The organism is Saccharothrix variisporea (assembly GCF_003634995.1).
Classification (GTDB): domain Bacteria; phylum Actinomycetota; class Actinomycetes; order Mycobacteriales; family Pseudonocardiaceae; genus Actinosynnema; species Actinosynnema variisporeum.
On sequence record NZ_RBXR01000001.1, the window covers coordinates 6,656,394 to 6,673,442 of the forward strand.

The following is a 17,049-nucleotide window of genomic DNA, read 5'->3' on the forward strand; positions in this document are numbered from 1 at the left end:
CCGGTTAGCTGCTGAACCTGCGCTGCACCGCCACGACGTGCGCCGATGCACGCCAGGGTTCGAGCCGGACGTAGTTGGCCTGGCCCCAGTCCCAGGTCTCCCCGGTGACCTCGTCGTGCGCGATCAGCCGTTCCGGCCAGTCGAAGCCGAGCGAGGGCAGGTCGAGCCAGACGGTGCCGTCCTGCGCGTTGTGCGGGTCGAGGTTGACCACCACGACCACCGTGTCGCCGCTGCCCGGGTCCTGCTTCGAGTAGGCGATGAGCGCGGGGTTGTCCACGTGGTGGAAGCGGAGTGTTCGCATCTGCTGCAACGCGGGGTGCGCCCGCCGGATCGTGTTGAGCTTGCGCAGCCACGGCTCCAGCGAACGGCCCTCGGCGACCGCCTTGGCGTAGTCGCGGGGCCGCAGCTGGTACTTCTCCGAGTTCAGGTACTCCTCGCTGCCCTCGCGCACCGCCTGGTGCTCGAACAGCTCGTAGCCCGAGTACACGCCCCACGTCGGCGACATCGTCGCGGCCAGCGCGGCGCGCAGCGCGAACATGCCCGGCCCGCCGTGCTGGAGGGACTCGTGCAGGATGTCCGGGGTGTTGACGAACAGGTTCGGCCGGGCCTCGTCCCAGTGCTGGACCAGGTCCACGCCGAACTCGGTCAGCTCCTCCTTGGTGGTGCGCCAGGTGAAGTACGTGTAGCTCTGGGTGAAGCCGAGCTTGGCCAGCCCGTACAGCCGGGCCGGGCGGGTGAACGCCTCGGACAGGAACAGCACGTCCGGGTGGGCGTCCTTGACCGTCCAGATCAGCCACTGCCAGAAGTCCGGCGGCTTGGTGTGCGGGTTGTCGACCCGGAAGATCCGCACCCCGTGGTCCACCCAGTGCAGGACGACCCGGAGCACCTCGTTGTAGAGGCCCTGGGGGTCGTTGTCGAAGTTGATCGGGTAGATGTCCTGGTACTTCTTCGGCGGGTTCTCGGCGTAGGCGATGGTCCCGTCGGGGCGGGTGGTGAACCACTCCGGGTGCTTGAGCACCCACGGGTGGTCCGGCGCGCACTGGAGGGCGAGGTCGAGGGCGACCTCCAGGCCCAGCTCGTTCGCGCGGGCCACGAAGGCGTCGAAGTCCTCGATGGTGCCCAGCTCGGGGTGGATGGCGTCGTGACCGCCCTCGTCGGCGCCGATCGCCCACGTCGAGCCCGGGTCGTCCTCGGTGGCGTGGAGGCTGTTGTTGGGGCCCTTGCGGTTGACCCGGCCGATCGGGTGGATCGGCGGCAGGTAGGCCACGTCGAAGCCCATCGCGGCGATGCGGTCGAGCTCCTTGGTCGCCGTGGCGAACGTGCCGTGCACCGGGACGCCGGACTCGTCGACCCCGCCGGTGGAGCGGGGGAAGAACTCGTACCACGAGCCGAAGGCGGCGCGCTTGCGGTCGACCCAGACCTTCTGCGGCTTGCCCTTGGTGATCAGCTCGCGGACCGGGTGCTCGTGCATGACCCGCCGGACGTCCTGGGCGAGGGCGGGCGCGACCCGTTCGGGCAGCGGCCGGTCCTCGTCGCGCAGGGCGGCGGCGGCGTTGAGCAGCAGCGGCTTGTCCTTGCGGCGGTCGGGACGGCGGGCCACGCGGTCCAGCAGGCGCGCGCCGTTCTCCAGGTCGTTCTCCAGCTCGCCGGCGCCCTGGCCGGCGGCGATCTTGACCTCGACGGCGTGCAGCCAGGTGGACCACGGGTCCGACCAGGCGTCGACGCGGAAGGTCCACGAACCCTCGGCGTCCGGGACGATCGTGGCGACCCACCGGTCCAGACCGACGCCCAGCGGCGCCATGCGTGTCTGTCTGGCGACCCGGTCACCCGGCCCACGCCACGTCACCGTGGCGGCGACGGCGTCGTGGCCCTCGCGCCACACCGTCGCCTCGACCGGGACGTGCTCGCCGACCACGGCCTTGGCCGGGTACCGGCCACCGCTCACGGTCGGGGTCACGTCGTCGATACCGAGTCGTCCGCTCATCGGCAGCGCCCCTCTCACCTGGTGTGACGCTTGCACGGTCAAGTTTGCCCGGCGCGGTCGCACGCGTTCTCACCGGGGACTCCCACCTGCAGTTCCTACCCCGTCTGGTTGGATCGCACACTTGGGGACTTGATCGATTCCCGCGATGAGGACACCCGTCCCACTCACCGGAACGACGGTCACACGGTCGGGCGAGTGAACGTGAACGCCGGCTGCACTTGACTTCCCAGGTGCTCACGAACCTCGGCTGGTCCGCCGCTCTGATCACGCCCGTTGTCGCGGGCCTGCTGTTCGTGCCGCGTGCGCTGTGGCGGCGGTGGCGTGACCGGATTGTCGAACGGCTGGATTCCGGACTCCGCCGTCGGGTGAGCCGTTTCGGTCGTCATTACCGCCGGTACATGTTGACCTCGTTCAGGTACGCCGACCTCAAAGGACTGTTCCTCGTCGGCCCCCACACGCCGAGGTTCGACGAGGTCTACGTGGACGTGGGCCTGGCCGCCCAGACCCCGCACAACGCCCAGACCTCGCTGCTGGCCCGATTACCCGCCGGCGACCGGCACGCTCTCACGGACCTCCTGGGTCATCCGGAACCGGTCGTGCTCGCCGTGATCGGCGTGCCCGGCAGCGGCAAGACCACGCTGCTGCGGCACGTCGCCCTGGCCGTCGCCGGTCCGCGCCGTTCCCGCCGCCGCATCCCGGTCCTGCTGTACCTGCGCGACCACGTGACCGCGATCGTCGCCGACGCGGCCCTGCCGGACCTGGTCCGCGCCCAACTCGTGCGGTTCCCGACGCCGGAGCCGCCGGGGTGGTTCGAGCAGCGGCTGCGCGCCGGCGACTGCGTCGTGCTGCTGGACGGCCTGGACGAAGTGGCCTCCCCCGAGGACCGCCGGCGGGTCTCGGCGTGGGTCGAACGCCAGGTCCGCCAGTACCCGCGCAACGACTTCGTCCTGACTTCGCGTCCCCAGGGTTACCGGACGGCTCCCGTGTCCGGGGCGACCGTGCTGCAGGTGCGGGACTTCACCGACGAGCAGGTGAACCGGTTCGTGCGGGGTTGGTACGCGGCGATGGAGCGCTTGAGCACCGGCGATGTCGGGGAGGCCGTGCGGCTGCGGGCGGAGAAGGCGGCCGACGAGCTGCTGGACAAGCTGCACGCCACCCCAACTCTTGATGATTTGTCGGCGAACCCTTTGCTGCTGACGATGGTCGCCAACGTGCACCGGTTCGGCAGCAAGCTGCCTGATAGCCGGGCGGAGTTGTACCGGGAGATCTGCGAGGTCGTGCTGTGGCGGCGGCACGAGGCCAAGGACCTGCCGGTCCGGCTCGACGGCCACCGCAAGGAGGTCGTCTTGCAGACTTTGGCCCACACGATGATGACCCGCCGGGTGCGGGACTTGGCGCGGTCTGAGGTGCTCGACGTCTTCCGGCCGGTGCTGCGGCGGATGTCCACCTCGATGACGGAAGAGTTGCTGCTGGAGGACGTGAGTTCGAACGGGTTGCTGGTGGAGCGGGAAAGCGGCGAATTTTCTTTCGCGCACCAGACCTTCCAGGAGTACTTGGCGGCAGTGCACGTCCGGCAGGCGGGTGATTTGTTGTCGTTGGCGGCTGTGGTGGACGACGACTGGTGGCGGGAGACGACCGTGCTGGCCGTCGCTCGGACGTTCGCCGATCCGGTCGTGCACGCGTGCCTGGAGTCGGGGACGGTGGCGGCGTTGTCGCTGGCGTTCGAGTGCGCGGAGGTGTGCTCGGAGCTGTCTCCGGAGCTGAGGGGTCGGCTGGACGCTTTCGTGGACAGCGACGACCCCGAGCGCCGGCGGCTGGTGGCGGGCATCGCGCTGACCAGGTTCATGCGGGAGCGAGTGGTCCTGGGGGACGGGGTGGCGGTGTGCAGCCGGCCGGTGCCGAACTCCCTGTACCGCCTCTACCTGCTCGACAACGACCGCCCAGTGCCTCCCGGACTGGACCCGGAGGCCCCGGCGCGAGGCGTGTGGGCGACCGAAGCCCGGGACTTCACGCGATGGGCCACCGAGGTGGTGGGCGGCTCAACCCGCTACCGCCTGCCCACGCGGACCGAGGTGGATCACCCGGCCGCGCGCCGGGTGATCGGCAAGACAGGCCACCGGTACTGGTTGGAAGGGGGTGATCGAGTGGCATACATCTACCGCAAGTTCTCCGGGGCGATGGTGCGGGAGTACCTGCGCGCTGACCTCGAAGTCGCCGACTGCACGGGCCTGCTCACCCTGCTGCACCTGGAGGCGGTCACCTCTTCCTACCTCGCGGACCTGCACCGCCGGTCGCTCGACCCGCCGCCACCGATGCCGGAGCGGTTGAGCCGGGACTTCGCACTGTTCTCCATCCCCGTCGGCCTCACCGGCGTGGACACCGAACTCGTCGAACTGAGCCTGGCCCCGACCTGGGCCGAGGCCATCCGATCGGCGGAGTGGCTCCAAGCCGCCGTGGTTGCGGCGCGGCTGAGGCTGGTCCGGCTCCACGTGGACGTGCCGGTGGTGGAGGTCCTCGGGCTGGCCCGCCAACTGACCAGCACCGAGCGCTTCCCGCTGCACCCCGGCGATCGTGCGCCGTTCGAGGAGTCGCCGGTCGGCCAAGCGCTCGCGATGTCGATCGAGAGGGGCACCGAGTTCGCCGATGCGTTGGTCGGCATCCCCACCCACCTGGAACTGGTGCCCGAGAAGCTGGCGGCGGATGCGCGCGCGACACCGCTCAAGGCGATCGCGTGGGACATCGGTCTGCCCGACAGGCTGCGCGCGATCGCGGAACCGGTTTTCGCCGGGCGGCGGACGGTTACCCCCGAACTGGCCACCGCCATCCGGGTGGGTGCGGCGCTCCTCGCCGTCGACCTCCACGGGTCCGACGACGCCCTGCGGTACTGGCGGATGGCGGCCGGGGCAACGCTGCTCCAGCGGCGGGCTGCCGGAGACGAACCGGCCGACGAGACGATCGTCCTGGCCGTCGATCGGCGGACCGGGTGAGGGTTGCCCGGCCGCGTGCCAACTGTGTACGAAAGAACACGCGCGGAGCGATCTGTGCTGGTAGAGCTGGATCGGTACCTGCATCGGTTCGGGTGACCGTTGCTCCGCACCGCTGGATGGGGGATAAGGTCCGACGCCATGCGAGCACTCCGCCGGTTCACCGTCCGAGCCAGCCTGCCAGAGCCGCTGTCCGCACTGGGCACGCTCGCCCTGAACCTGCGCTGGACCTGGCACCAGCCGACACAGGACCTGTTCGCCTCGGTCGACCCCGACCTGTGGTCGGCGAGCGCGGACCCGCTGCGGCTGCTGTCCACGGTCGACCCGGAGCGGTTGGAGGGGCTGGCGCGGGACGAGCAGTTCCTCGCGCGCACCCGGGCGCTGGCCGACGACCTGCACCGCTACCTCACCGGGCCCCGGTGGTTCCAGCGGCGGCAGGACGAGGTGCAGCAGCGGCGTGAGCACGGCAACTACGAGCTGAGCCCGCTGCCCTCGGCGATCGCCTACTTCTCGATGGAGTTCGGCGTCACCGAGGCCCTGCCCAACTACTCGGGCGGCCTCGGCGTGCTCGCCGGCGACCACCTCAAGGCGGCCTCGGACCTGGGCGTCCCGCTGATCGCGGTCGGCCTGCTCTACCGGTCCGGCTACTTCCGGCAGGCCCTGTCCCTGGACGGCTGGCAGATCGAGCACTACCCGGTGCTCGACCCGCGCGGCCTGCCGCTGGAGCTGCTCACCGAGCCGTCCGGCGCGCCGATCCTGGTGCACGTGGCCATGCCCGGCGACCGGGTGCTGCGCGCGAAGATCTGGAAGGCCCAGGTGGGCCGCATCCCGCTGCTCCTGCTCGACTCCGACGTCGAGGAGAACGACGAGGACCTGCGGGGCGTCACCGACCGCCTCTACGGCGGCGACCAGGACCACCGCATCCGCCAGGAGATCCTGGCGGGCATCGGCGGTGTGCGCGCGGTGCGGACGTTCTGCGAGCTGACCGGGCACCAGAGCCCCGAGGTGTTCCACACCAACGAGGGCCACGCCGGGTTCCTCGGCCTGGAGCGCATCCGCGAGCTGGTCACCGGCGAGGGCTTGGACTTCGACCAGGCGCTGGCGGCCGTGCGCGCGGGCACCGTGTTCACCACGCACACCCCGGTCCCGGCGGGCATCGACCGGTTCCCGGTGGACCTCGTGCAGCACTACTTCGGTGCCGAGACGCTCCTGCCGGGCGTGAACACCCAGCGCATCCTCGCCCTCGGCGCGGAGGAGAACCCCGGCCTGTTCAACATGGCCCACATGGGCCTGCGGCTCGCCCAGCGCGCCAACGGCGTGTCCAAGCTGCACGGCAAGGTCAGCCGGGACATGTTCCGCGGCCTGTGGCCGGGCTTCGACGTCACCGAGGTGCCCATCGGGTCGGTCACCAACGGCGTCCACGGGCCGACGTGGGCGGCCACCGAGATGAGCCGCCTGCTCGGCGAGTCCGACGACACCGGCGTTGGCCTGCGCGGCTTCGAGCCGGTCACCGACCAGCGGCTGTGGGAGCTGCGCAACGACCTGCGCGGCAAGCTGGTGGACGAGGTGCGCCGGCGGACCCGCGCGTCGTGGTTGCAGCGCGGCGCGTCGGCGCTGGAGCTGGGCTGGACGGACTCGGTGTTCGACCCGGACGTCCTGACCGTCGGCTTCGCCCGCCGCGTCCCCACCTACAAGCGGCTGACGCTGATGCTGCGCGACCCGGAGCGGCTGCGTGCGTTGCTGCTGCACCCCGAGCGGCCGGTGCAGCTGGTCGTGGCGGGCAAGTCCCACCCGGCCGACGACGGCGGCAAGGCGCTGATCCAGCAGATCGTCCGGTTCGCCGACGACGCCGGCGTGCGGCACCGGATCGTGTTCCTGCCCGACTACGACATGTCGATGGCCCGCTACCTGTACTGGGGCTGCGACGTGTGGCTGAACAACCCGATGCGCCCGCTGGAGGCGTGCGGCACGTCCGGCATGAAGTCCGCGCTCAACGGCGGCCTGAACCTGTCGATCCGGGACGGCTGGTGGGACGAGCTGTACGACGGCAGCAACGGCTGGGCCATCCCGACCGCGGACGGTGTCACCGACCCGACCCGCCGCGACGACCTGGAGGCCGCCGCCCTGTACGACCTGCTGGGCAACCAGGTCGCGCCGCTGTTCTACGACCGCGGCGAGAACGGCGTGCCCACGCGGTGGCTGTCGATGGTCCGGCACACGCTGGCGTCGCTCGGCCCGGCCGTGCAGGCGTCGCGGATGGTCCGGGAGTACGTGGAGAACCTGTACGCGCCCGCCGCGTCGTCCGCCGCGTCCGTGGTGGGCGAGGGGTACCGGGGCGCGAAGGAGCTGGCCGCCTACCGGCAGCGGCTGCGCGCGTCGTGGACGCGGGTGCGGGTGCTGGACTCGGACATGACGCTGAACGGGTCGGCCGCGCCGCTGCTCGGGACGCCGGTCGGGGTGCGGGCGCGGATCGAGCTGGCCGGGCTGGAGCCGTCCGAGGTGGACGTGCAGGTCGTGCTGGGCAAGGTCGGCGACTCCGACGAGCTGTACGACGTGGTCACGCACACCATGCACTACTCGGGCAACGGCAACTACGACATCGAGGTGCCGCTCCCGCACGCCGGCGCGGTCGGCTACACGGTCCGCGTGCTGCCGCGGCACGACCTCCTCGCGTCACCGGCTGAGCTGGGCCGGGTCGTCCTCGCCGGCTGATCACCTGGTCGGATGACCGCCGGCGGTGACCGGCGGTCATCCGATCCGTCTTCGTTTTCCTCCTTCCGTGGCGGCGTTGTGCCTTCCGGTGAACTCGTCCGAGCGCGCCGGCCGGGACGACGTGAACGGGCTTACGCTTTTTTCGCGTGGAATAGGCCCGGTTCGCCGGTGCCTGGCTCTCCCAGGTCCCCCGGTGCAGCGCAGATCCCGTGAAGCAGCGCAGAACCCGCGATGCGGAACCCGTGAGAGGAAGCGTGGGCCCGGTGAAGAAATTCGCGTCAACCGCCTCGTTGCTCGTCGTCCTCGTCGCCGCGACGGTCGTCCCCGCCGCGTCGGCCGAACCCCCGCCCGCGCCGACCCCGCCCGTCGCGTGCGCCGGTCTGGTGCAGCAGTTGTCCGACACCCTCAAGACGGTCATCGCCAAACTGACCGGCGTGCCTCCCGCGCCCAGCGCCACCGCCGCGCCGTTGGGCGAGGTGCTGGGCTTGCTGGGTGCTTTGCAGGGCGCCAAGTGCCTGCCGACACCGGCCGTGGGTGCGGCCGGCGCGGTCCCGGTGGCGCACCAGGCGTCCGAGCAGTGCCTGTCCAACAGCCTGGGGGTGCTCGCGGCGACGTTCGGCGTGCTCAGCGCGGTCGTGCCGGGCGCACCGGCGGTGGCGGACGTGCCGGCGCTGCTCAAGCAGCTGTCGGCGCTGTTGAAGAACCTGGGCGACGCGTTGAAGACGTGCGGCCTGCCCGAACCGTCCGGTGGTCTGCCCACGGTGCCGGCGTAGTCCGCCGGGTTCGGTGGTCCGGGGCGGTGCCCTCCGCCGGCACCCGCCCCCGGACCACGTCACGTCCCGTGGTCATCCCGCAAGATCGTCACCCATCCGTCTCCGCGTTCCGGCGGCCACACCCACCACCGGCAGCCCATTCCGCCCGCAATAGGTGGGCGAAACGTTTGCGCACCACTCCTCCGGGCGATAGTTCACCCCACAACCGCCATTGGTGAGTAATGTCGTGTGAACCGGTCGCCAAGCTTCAGACCGGGGCGCGGGGGCCGGGGACACGCGCCGTCCCCGGCCCACTCCCCATTTCCTTTTCCAGCGCCAGCCACAGAATTGTCGTACCCCGGTGGGAGAATGGATACCGGGGGCCGGCGGCCGGCCCCCGGCCGGCTGGCGCGGCCCCCGGCCGGCTGGCGCGGGGCGCGGGCGGCTGGCGCGGGGCGCGGGCGGCTGGCGCGGGGCGCGGGGCGCGGGCGTGGCTGGCGTGGGCGTGGCGGGCTTGGCACATGACCGCGGCTCGGGCATGGCCGGTTTGGCGCATGGCCGGCTTGCGGCATGGTCGGCGAGGCTCTGCGATGCGGCTGCGGTCAAGGCGATGCGGTTGCGGTCAAGCGGCTGGGTGTGGGGCGGGCGCAGGTCGGGCGGCGGTGCCCGGCGGCGGGTGAGCCGAGGGCGCGTGGGCTGCGGCAGCTGAGGAGTGGATGGTGGCGGCGCTGCTCGCGGTGGGTCCGGAGGTGCGGACGGGTCAGGAGATGTCGAGGCGGGCGCTCACCTCGGCCACGCGGGGCATCCAGCCGGCCAGTTCGCGGGCTTCCTCCAAGGTCCGGCGCGCCGCCGCGTTGTCGCCGCCGGCCATCTGCGCGCGGGCCAGGGTGGCGAGCGCGTCGGCGCGGTTCAGCGTCGTCTCGGCGGTCTGCCGCGCCTGCCCGGCCAGCGCGATCGCCCGCGGCACGTCGTCCTCCAGCAGTGCGAGCTGCGCCAACGTCCCAGTCGCCCGGTACCGCGGGTACCCGAGCTGCACCGCACCCTCGGACGCCCGCTTCGCCGCACCCAACCCGACCTCCAGCGGCAGCTGCCCGGCTTCCATCGCGTTCGCCGTCGAACTGGCCATCTGTGCCATCACGAACGCCATGTCCCGCTGGTCCAGGTCCGTCCGGCCGACCAGGTTGCTCACCATGTGCAGCGCCTCGGCGTACCGGGTGCGCATCGTCAGCACGGACACCTTCGTCCCGATCGCGGACAGCAACGTCGGGTGCGCCGCCATCAGCCGCTCCGCCACCTCCTCGGCGCGGTCGAGGTCACCGGCCTCCAGGGCGTCGGACGCGGCGGTCACCAGGGGCGCGGCCTCGAGCTCGGCCACCACCCGGCCCTTCAGGCGCGGCAGCGTGAACAGGAACCAGCCGGCGGACGTGTTGCCCGCGCTCCGGCGTGGCACGAGGGCGTTGACCACCACGGCGGTCCCGGCGACCGCGAGGCCGCGGGCGAACGGCCCGTCGAGGAACACCCAGCACGCGGCGACCGACGACGCCGTCAGCAGCACCGAGGTGCACGACGTCGACCAGATCCGCCGCCGCACGGGCGCGCGACCGGCGGTGATGCCCACGGACATCAGCACCGGGACGTTGCGCAACACGATCCGCAGCCCCGGCCGGTTCCACGTCCGGACCTCGCCGCCGACCCCGATCACCACCGCCGTCACCCGCGTGCGCCACACGAGCGCCCCGAGCAGCAACCCGATCTGCAGCAACGCCATCGCGGCGAGCGCACCGCACGCGGCACCCGCCAGGCCGGCCGGGGCGGAGCGGTAGTCCCAGACCACCAGGACGAGGACGACGACCGCCGTCAGCACCTTCCACACAAGCCTGAAGACGCTACCGCCCGCCCGGCGGTTCCCTCAGGTGACGGCCTCGCTGGCACCTTCCCGCACCGGCAGCCCGGCGGCGGCGTACGCGCGGAACCCGCCGACGAGGTCGGTCGCGTTGGGCAGTCCGACGCGCTGGAGGTCGCGTGCGGCGAGGCTGGAGGCGTAGCCCTCGTTGCACAGCACGACGACGGTCGTGTCGGCGTCGAACCCGGGGATGCGGTGGTCGCCGTGCGGGTCGAGCCGCCACTCCAACACGATCCGCTCGACCGGCACCGAGCCGGGGATCTCCCCTTCGGCGGCCCGGTTGTGACGGGGGCGGATGTCGACGACGAGCGCGTTGGTCAGGTTCGGCAGTTCCTCGGGCGTGACCCGGCGCAGGCTCCGCCGGGCTTCTTCGAGCAGTGCTTCGGCGCTCACGGCCCCTCCTGGTCGGCGAGTTCCCGCAGGCGTTCCAACGGTAGGCGGTGCGCGGGCAGTGGCGGGATCTCGGGTGGGATGTCGAGCAGGCTCGGGTACTCGCGGGTCGGCACGAGCGGCGGCGAGTAGGCGTGCACGCTGGCCGCCCCGACCGTGCTGCGGTTGACGACCTGGTGCGCACGACCCGCGCCGAACCCGATGGCGTCCCCGACCTCGCGCGTGGCTTCCCGGACGGGGCCGCCGGGGTAGCGGTAGTCCTCGTGGAGACGTCCGGTGAGGACGGTGAAGGACCCGGCGGCGCCACCGTGGTCGTGGGGCTCGGTGCCTTGGCCGGGGAGCCAGGAGAGCAGCCAGAGTTCGACGCCCTCGGTGAGGCCGAGGCGGGCCCACCAGCGCTGGTCGGGGTGGTACTCGAGGACGGACAGCAGTGGCGTGGTCAGTTCGCTCGCGACGACGGAGGTCAGCTCGCGCAGTTCACGCGGGGTCCAGAGCGCGCGGTCGGGGTGGATGAGGTCGCGCAGGAGGGGCACGTCGAGAGCCGGGTGCAGGTCGGCACGTGCGAGTGCGGAAGTCACGGTGTGGTCGCTCCTGATGGCTACGGTCGGGCACGGGTAGCGATTTCGGCGATCACGACGCGACGTGGCGGAGCGGGCTTCAACCCACTTCGGTGTGCGGAACGACGAACCGACCACCACGCCGCGTCCGGCTACACCCGCACGACGCCACCAGCAGGAGGTCGATCGTGCGGTCACACCAGGTGAGCAACAACGGGCGGGCCACGCGCGCATCGTGCCACGAGCCCAGGCCCCACCGCACCCGCTCCCACCAGCCAGGATTGCCTCGGACCCCGACGCACCCACCCCTCGCACCACGCCCCCCCGCCCACCACACCCGATCACCACCCGCGACCGCTCCGGCATCCGTGACCGCTCGGCACCGCGATCGCTCCCGCACACGCGATCGCGCCCCGGACCTGCGCCCGCGATGGCTTCGGAGCTGCGGCCGCATCCGGATTTGGGATGTCGGCGGGATTTGCGCGGATCGGGCGGCGCTTGATGCGGGCGGCGCTTGATGCGGGCGGCGCGGACGCGGGCGGCGCGGCGGGGATGGCGCGGCGGGGATGGCGCGGGCGGGACGGCGCAGCGGGGATGGCGCGGGCGGGCCGCACGGGGCCGGGCGCGGAGGGGGCGGCTGGGGCGGCGCGAGGCGGCGGCGCGGATGGGCCGGGGCGCACGACGGTGGGCGGGCGGGCCGGCGACGGCGGCGGGGCGGGCGACGACGGCGGCGGGGCGGGGCGGGTGGCGACCGGGGCGGGAGTTGGTGGCTGGGAGGGGCGGGGGTGTGGGGAGCGGCTTGGGGGTGCGAGGGGGAGGGGAGTGGGGACGGGGCCGGCTTCCCGCGTTCCTCATTCTTCGGGACGTGTGAGGCCGGAGTTGGTCGCGGATTCTGTATGTCGCTCGATCGGGTGGTTCCCGCAAGGGCTGGTCAGGGACGAGTCGGAGGGGTGGGTTCGGGGACTCGGAGGAGGAGTAGGGAGCGGGGGTGGAGGGTTAGGTGGGTGGTGGGGGGTTTGGGGGTTGGGGTGGTGGGGGTGCCGTCTGGGGTTGTGGTGTCCAGGGCCGGGATGTAGGTGGTGCCGTATTCGGGGCCCGGGAGGGTTACCTCCTGGGGGTTCGGGGACGCGTTCAGGAGCAGGAGCCAGGAGTCGTCGGAGACCAGTTCGCCCTCGCGGGTTCGGGAGAGGGACGTTGAGCCGTCGATCCACATGCCCAGGAAGCGGCGGCTGTCGTCGAACCAGTCCGTTTCCGCCATCTCCTCGCCGTCGGCGCGGAACCACACCAGGTCGGGCGCGCCGGACGGGGTTGTTCGGCCGTCGAAGAACTCCGGCTGGCGGAGGGCCGGGCTGTCCGCCCTGAGAGCGATCACGCGGCGGGTGAAGGCGAGCATCGACTCCGCATCTGCGGTGAGTTTCCACTCGACCCACGACGTCTCGTCGTCCAGGCAGTAGGCGTTGTTGTTGCCGCCCTGTGTTCGCCACAGCTCGTCTCCGGCGGTGAGCATGGGGGTGCCGGTCGAGAAGAGGAGAGTGGCCAGGAGGTTGCGGGCCTGGCGGGCGCGTAGGGAGAGGATGGCCGGGTCGGTGGTTTCGCCCTCCGCACCGCAGTTCCAGGAACGGTTGTCGTTGGTGCCGTCGCGGTTGTCCTCGCCGTTGGCCTCGTTGTGCTTTTCGTTGTACGACACCAAGTCCCGCAGGGTGAAGCCGTCGTGCGCGGTGATGAAGTTGATGGACTGCCACGGGCGGCGCAGGTCGTCGGCGTACAGGTCCGACGAGCCCGACAGGCGGTAGGCCAGGTCGCGGACGCCGGTGTGGCCGCGCCAGAAGTCCCGGACGGTGTCGCGGTAGCGGCCGTTCCACTCCGCCCACTGCACGCCGAAGTCGCCCACTCGGTAACCGTCGCCGGTCGCGTCCCACGGTTCGGCGATCAGCTTGCAGCGGGACAGGACGGGGTCGGTGGTGATGGCGGTGAGCATGGCCGAGGCGCGGTCGAAGCGGCCGCCGTGGGGGCGGCCCAACGTCGAAGCCAGGTCGAAGCGGAAGCCGTCCACGCCCAGTTCGGTGGTCCAGTAGCGCAGGCTGTCCGTGACCAGGCGGACTACCTGGGGGGAGCCCGCTTCCAGGGTGTTGCCGCAGCCGGTGATGTCGAGGGTGCTGCCGCCGCCCTCGATGTGGAGGTAGTAGCCGGGGGCGTCGAAACCGCGGTAGGACAGGGTGGGACCCTCCGGGCCGCCCTCGCACGTGTGGTTGAAGACGACGTCGATCAGCACCTCGATGCCCACCGCGTGCAGGGCGGCGACCATCGTGCGGAACTCCTCGATCTCGCGCCCCGGCTCGCTGGCGTACCCGGGGTGCGGGGCGAAGTAGCTCAGCGGCGAGTAGCCCCAGTAGTTGTGCCGGCCGTCGCGGATCAGGGCCGGCTCGTCGACGAACGCGTGCACCGGGAGCAGCTCGACCGTGGTGACGCCCAGCCGGACCAGGTGCTCGACCACCGCCGGGTGTGCGAGCCCCAGGTAGGTGCCGCGCAGGTGCGGCGGCACGGCCGGGTGCCGCTTGGTGAACCCCCGCACGTGCAGCTCGTAGACCACCGCCTCCTCGAACGGCACCTCCGGCTTCACGCCCGTGTCCGGCCCGCCCGGCGAGGTGACCACCGACAGCGGCACGCTGCCCAGCGAGTCGACCGACGACGGCGGCCCGTGCATCGGGTCCACCGCGTAGCCGAGGGCGGCCTGGAGATCCGTGAACGCGCCTGTGATCCGCCTCGCGTACGGGTCGACCAGCAGCTTGGCCGGGTTGCACCGCAGCCCCCGCGCCGGGTCGTACGGGCCGTGGACCCGGTAGCCGTAGCGCTGACCCGGTGTGACACCCGCCACGAGGCCGTGCCACACGCCGAACGTGCGCTCGGTGAGCTGCACCCGCTGCTCACCGCCGTCCTCGCTGATCAGGCACACCTCGACGGCGTCGGCGGGCGGCGCGGACACCGCGAACCGCACACCACCGGCTTCGGGGTGCGCGCCCAGCGGGAAGGGCCGGCCTGCGAGCAGGGACGTGTCGAGTGCCATGCCCCGATCTTCCCAGGGACCACCGACAAAGTGGGGATGGCTGGCCCTGCCGCCTTCGTGCGTCGGGCGGTGCACAAGAATGTCGGGAGCTGGGCATCGACGGGGCGAGGGTAGCGTGGAAAACGAAGATCTGGTCATCCACATGCAGGGTGTTTCGGTTCGACGGGGCAAGACCACGCTGGTCGGGGACGTCGACTGGAGCGTGGAGCTGGACGAGCGCTGGGTGGTGCTCGGCCCCAACGGCGCGGGCAAGACGACGTTGCTTCGGCTCGCCGCAGCCGAGCTGCACCCCACCAAGGGCAAGGTCCACCTGCTGGGCGAGCGCATCGGCCGGACCGACGTGTTCGAGCTGCGCCCCCGCATCGGGTTGTCCTCGGCGGCGCTCAACGGGCGCATCCCGGCCGAGGAGAAGGTGTCCGACCTGGTCGTCAGCGCCGGGTACGCGGTGCTGGGCCGGTGGCGCGAGGAGTACGACCAGCTGGACACGGGCCGCGCCAAGGAGCTGCTGGCCCAGTTCGGCATCGAGCACCTGGCGGACCGCACCTTCGGCACCCTGTCCGAGGGCGAGCGCAAGCGCACGCTGATCGCGCGGGCACTGATGACCGACCCGGAGATGCTGCTGCTCGACGAGCCGGCGGCGGGCCTGGACCTGGGTGGCCGCGAGGATCTCGTGGCACGGCTGTCGGAGCTGGCCATGGACCCGGACGCGCCGGCGACGGTGCTGGTCACGCACCACGTCGAGGAGATCCCGCCGGGCTTCACGCACGTGCTGCTGCTGCGCGAGGGCGCGATCGTGGCGCAGGGCCTGCTGGACGAGGTGCTGACCGAGGAGAACCTGTCCAAGACGTTCGACCAGCCGCTGGAGCTGCAGAAGGCGGGCGACCGGTACTTCGCGCGCCGCAAAGCTACCCAGGGGTAACCTCCCATTGGCCCATCGACGCGACGCGGCGTCGGCAGACGACACGGAGGGTGTTTCGTGGCGGAGTTCGTGAACCTCGAGGTCGAGGACGGGATCGGCACCATCCGGCTGAACCGGCCGCCGATGAACGCGCTGAACCGGCAGGTCCAGGAGGAGATCCGGGCCGCCGCGCAGGAGGCCGCCCAGCGGGCGGACGTCTACTCGGTGATCGTCTACGGCGGCCCCAAGGTGTTCGCGGCCGGCGCGGACATCAAGGAGATGGCCGACCAGTCCTACGTCGACATGCAGGCCAAGGTCAGCGCCTTCCAGTCGTCGCTGCGCGCGGTCGAGGAGATCCCCAAGCCGACCGTGGCGGCGATCACCGGGTACGCCCTGGGCGGCGGGTTCGAGCTGGCCCTGTGCGCCGACCGCCGCATCGCGGGCGACAACGCCAAGGTGGGCCAGCCGGAGATCCTGCTCGGCGTCATCCCGGGCATGGGCGGCACGCAGCGGCTGCCGCGCCTGATCGGGCCGTCCAAGGCCAAGGACCTGATCTACACCGGCCGGTTCGTGGGCGCGGAGGAAGCGCTGCGGATCGGCATGGTGGACGAGGTCGTCGCGCCCGACGACGTGTACGAGGCCGCCAAGCGGTGGGCCGGCCAATTCGTCAACGGCCCCGTGGTCGCCTACGCCGCCGCCAAGGCCGCGATCGACGGCGGCCTGGACACCGACCTGGGCAACGGCCTGAAGCTGGAGTCCCAGCTGTTCGCCGCGATGTTCGCGACCGAGGACCAGAAGACCGGCATGGCGTCGTTCATCGAGAACGGCCCGGGGAAGGCGAAGTTCAGTGGCCGTTGATCCCAAGCCGAACCCGCACGCCACCGCCGAAGAGGTCCAGGCGGCGTACAAGGACCCCAAGCTCGCCAACGTGCTCTACCACGACTGGGAAGCCGGCACGTACGACGAGAAGTGGTCGATCTCCTACGACGAGCGCTGCATCACCTACGCCACGGACCGCTTCCGGGCCGTCGCGGGCGACACCGGCCCCTACGCGCACGCCCTGGAACTGGGCTGCGGCACCGGGTTCTTCCTGCTCAACCTCATGCAGGGCGGTGTCATCGAGAAGGGTTCGGTGACCGACCTGTCGCCGGGCATGGTCGAGGTGGCGTTGCGCAACGCCAAGAACCTCGACCTGGACGTGGACGGCCGGGTCGCCGACGCCGAGCGCATCCCGTACGACGACAACACCTTCGACCTGGTCGTGGGTCACGCCGTGCTGCACCACATCCCGGACGTCGGCGCGGCCATGCGCGAGGTGCTGCGCGTGCTCAAGCCGGGCGGCAAGTTCGTGTTCGCGGGCGACCCGACCAACATCGGCAACTTCTACGCCCGCAAGCTCGGCCAGCTCACCTGGTGGCTGACCACCAACGTCACCAAGCTGGGCCCGCTCAACGACTGGCGGCGCCCGCAGGAGGAGCTGGACGAGTCCTCCCGCGCGGCGGCCCTGGAAGCCGTCGTCGACCTGCACACGTTCGACCCGTCCGACCTGGAGCGCACGGCTCGCGGCGCGGGCGCGGTGCACGTCAAGGCGGTCACCGAGGAGCTGTCGGCGGCGTTGTTCGGCTGGCCGGTGCGCACGTTCGAGGCGGCCGTGCCGCGCGAGAAGCTCGGGTTCGGGTGGGCGATGTTCGCCTACCGCACCTGGCAGCGGCTGTCGTGGGTGGACGAGAAGGTGCTGGCCAAGGTCCTGCCGCGGGAGGTCTTCTACAACGTCTCGGTGACGGGCCGCAAGCCGGTCGCCTGAC

General features: G+C 71.6%; 11 protein-coding genes. 6 read left to right on the forward strand and 5 right to left on the reverse strand.

Translation table 11 applies throughout. The features are described 5' to 3' along the window. Positions 1-4: 4 nt before the first annotated feature. A complete protein-coding gene (locus DFJ66_RS30310; RefSeq protein WP_121226152.1) occupies positions 5-1,984 on the reverse strand; it encodes an alpha-1,4-glucan--maltose-1-phosphate maltosyltransferase in 1,980 nt (659 codons plus the stop codon). Between the two features lie 230 nt (positions 1,985-2,214). On the opposite strand from DFJ66_RS30310, the gene DFJ66_RS30315 reads away from it, so the two are divergent. The 3 genes from DFJ66_RS30315 to DFJ66_RS30325 all read left to right on the forward strand — a co-directional run bounded on the left by DFJ66_RS30315 (position 2,215) and on the right by DFJ66_RS30325 (position 8,453). Beyond that, positions 2,215-4,971 carry an NACHT domain-containing protein gene (locus tag DFJ66_RS30315; protein ID WP_121226154.1) on the forward strand — a complete coding sequence of 919 codons (2,757 nt, stop codon included), beginning with the start codon at positions 2,215-2,217 and terminating at the stop codon, positions 4,969-4,971. Positions 4,972-5,109: 138 nt separating this feature from the next. Then, entirely contained in the window at positions 5,110-7,680 is a 2,571-nt protein-coding gene (gene glgP / locus DFJ66_RS30320) for an alpha-glucan family phosphorylase (RefSeq protein WP_121226156.1), read from the forward strand. A gap of 263 nt (positions 7,681-7,943) precedes the next feature. After that, entirely contained in the window at positions 7,944-8,453 is a 510-nt protein-coding gene (locus DFJ66_RS30325; RefSeq protein ID WP_121226158.1) for a hypothetical protein, read from the forward strand. Between the two features lie 739 nt (positions 8,454-9,192). Here the strand turns inward: DFJ66_RS30325 and DFJ66_RS30330 are convergent. The 4 genes from DFJ66_RS30330 to glgX form a co-directional block, all read right to left on the reverse strand. Continuing rightward, entirely contained in the window at positions 9,193-10,305 is a 1,113-nt protein-coding gene (locus DFJ66_RS30330) for a tetratricopeptide repeat protein (protein WP_121226160.1), read from the reverse strand. 36 nt (positions 10,306-10,341) lie between these two features. Beyond that, the gene (locus DFJ66_RS30335; RefSeq protein WP_121226162.1) at positions 10,342-10,728 is read right to left on the reverse strand and encodes a rhodanese-like domain-containing protein; all 387 of its coding nucleotides are present in this window, start codon (positions 10,726-10,728) and stop codon (positions 10,342-10,344) included. Beyond that, the gene (locus DFJ66_RS30340; RefSeq protein WP_121226164.1) at positions 10,725-11,303 is read right to left on the reverse strand and encodes a cysteine dioxygenase; all 579 of its coding nucleotides are present in this window, start codon (positions 11,301-11,303) and stop codon (positions 10,725-10,727) included. Before DFJ66_RS30340 ends, DFJ66_RS30335 begins: the two co-directional genes overlap by 4 nt. 910 nt (positions 11,304-12,213) lie before the next feature. After that, positions 12,214-14,346, reverse strand: coding sequence for a glycogen debranching protein GlgX (gene glgX, locus DFJ66_RS30345; RefSeq protein WP_121226166.1), 2,133 nt, complete (start codon positions 14,344-14,346; stop codon positions 12,214-12,216). Between the two features lie 79 nt (positions 14,347-14,425). On the opposite strand from glgX, the gene DFJ66_RS30350 reads away from it, so the two are divergent. From DFJ66_RS30350 to DFJ66_RS30360, 3 genes are read left to right on the forward strand one after another with little or no spacing between them, the layout of a single operon-like run. After that, a complete protein-coding gene (locus DFJ66_RS30350) occupies positions 14,426-15,265 on the forward strand; it encodes an ABC transporter ATP-binding protein (protein WP_121226168.1) in 840 nt (279 codons plus the stop codon). 57 nt (positions 15,266-15,322) lie between these two features. Then, on the forward strand, positions 15,323-16,102 hold the full coding sequence (locus DFJ66_RS30355; protein WP_121226170.1) for an enoyl-CoA hydratase/isomerase family protein: 780 nt from the start codon (positions 15,323-15,325) through the stop codon (positions 16,100-16,102). Then, positions 16,092-17,048 (forward strand): class I SAM-dependent methyltransferase, encoded by a 957-nt coding sequence (locus DFJ66_RS30360; RefSeq protein ID WP_121226172.1) that lies wholly within the window; start codon positions 16,092-16,094, stop codon positions 17,046-17,048. The genes DFJ66_RS30355 and DFJ66_RS30360 overlap by 11 nt, the downstream gene beginning before the upstream one ends. The last annotated feature ends 1 nt before the right edge of the window (position 17,049 follow it).

What these genes read in the sequence shown, in the direction of transcription:
- DFJ66_RS30310 (WP_121226152.1), bottom strand. Translation starts at nt 1,984, where the DNA reads ATGAGCGGACGACTCGGTATCGACGACGTGACCCCGACCGTGAGCGGT.
- glgP (WP_121226156.1), top strand. Translation starts at nt 5,110, where the DNA reads ATGCGAGCACTCCGCCGGTTCACCGTCCGAGCCAGCCTGCCAGAGCCG.
- glgX (WP_121226166.1), bottom strand. Translation starts at nt 14,346, where the DNA reads ATGGCACTCGACACGTCCCTGCTCGCAGGCCGGCCCTTCCCGCTGGGC.
- DFJ66_RS30350 (WP_121226168.1), top strand. Translation starts at nt 14,426, where the DNA reads ATGTCGGGAGCTGGGCATCGACGGGGCGAGGGTAGCGTGGAAAACGAA.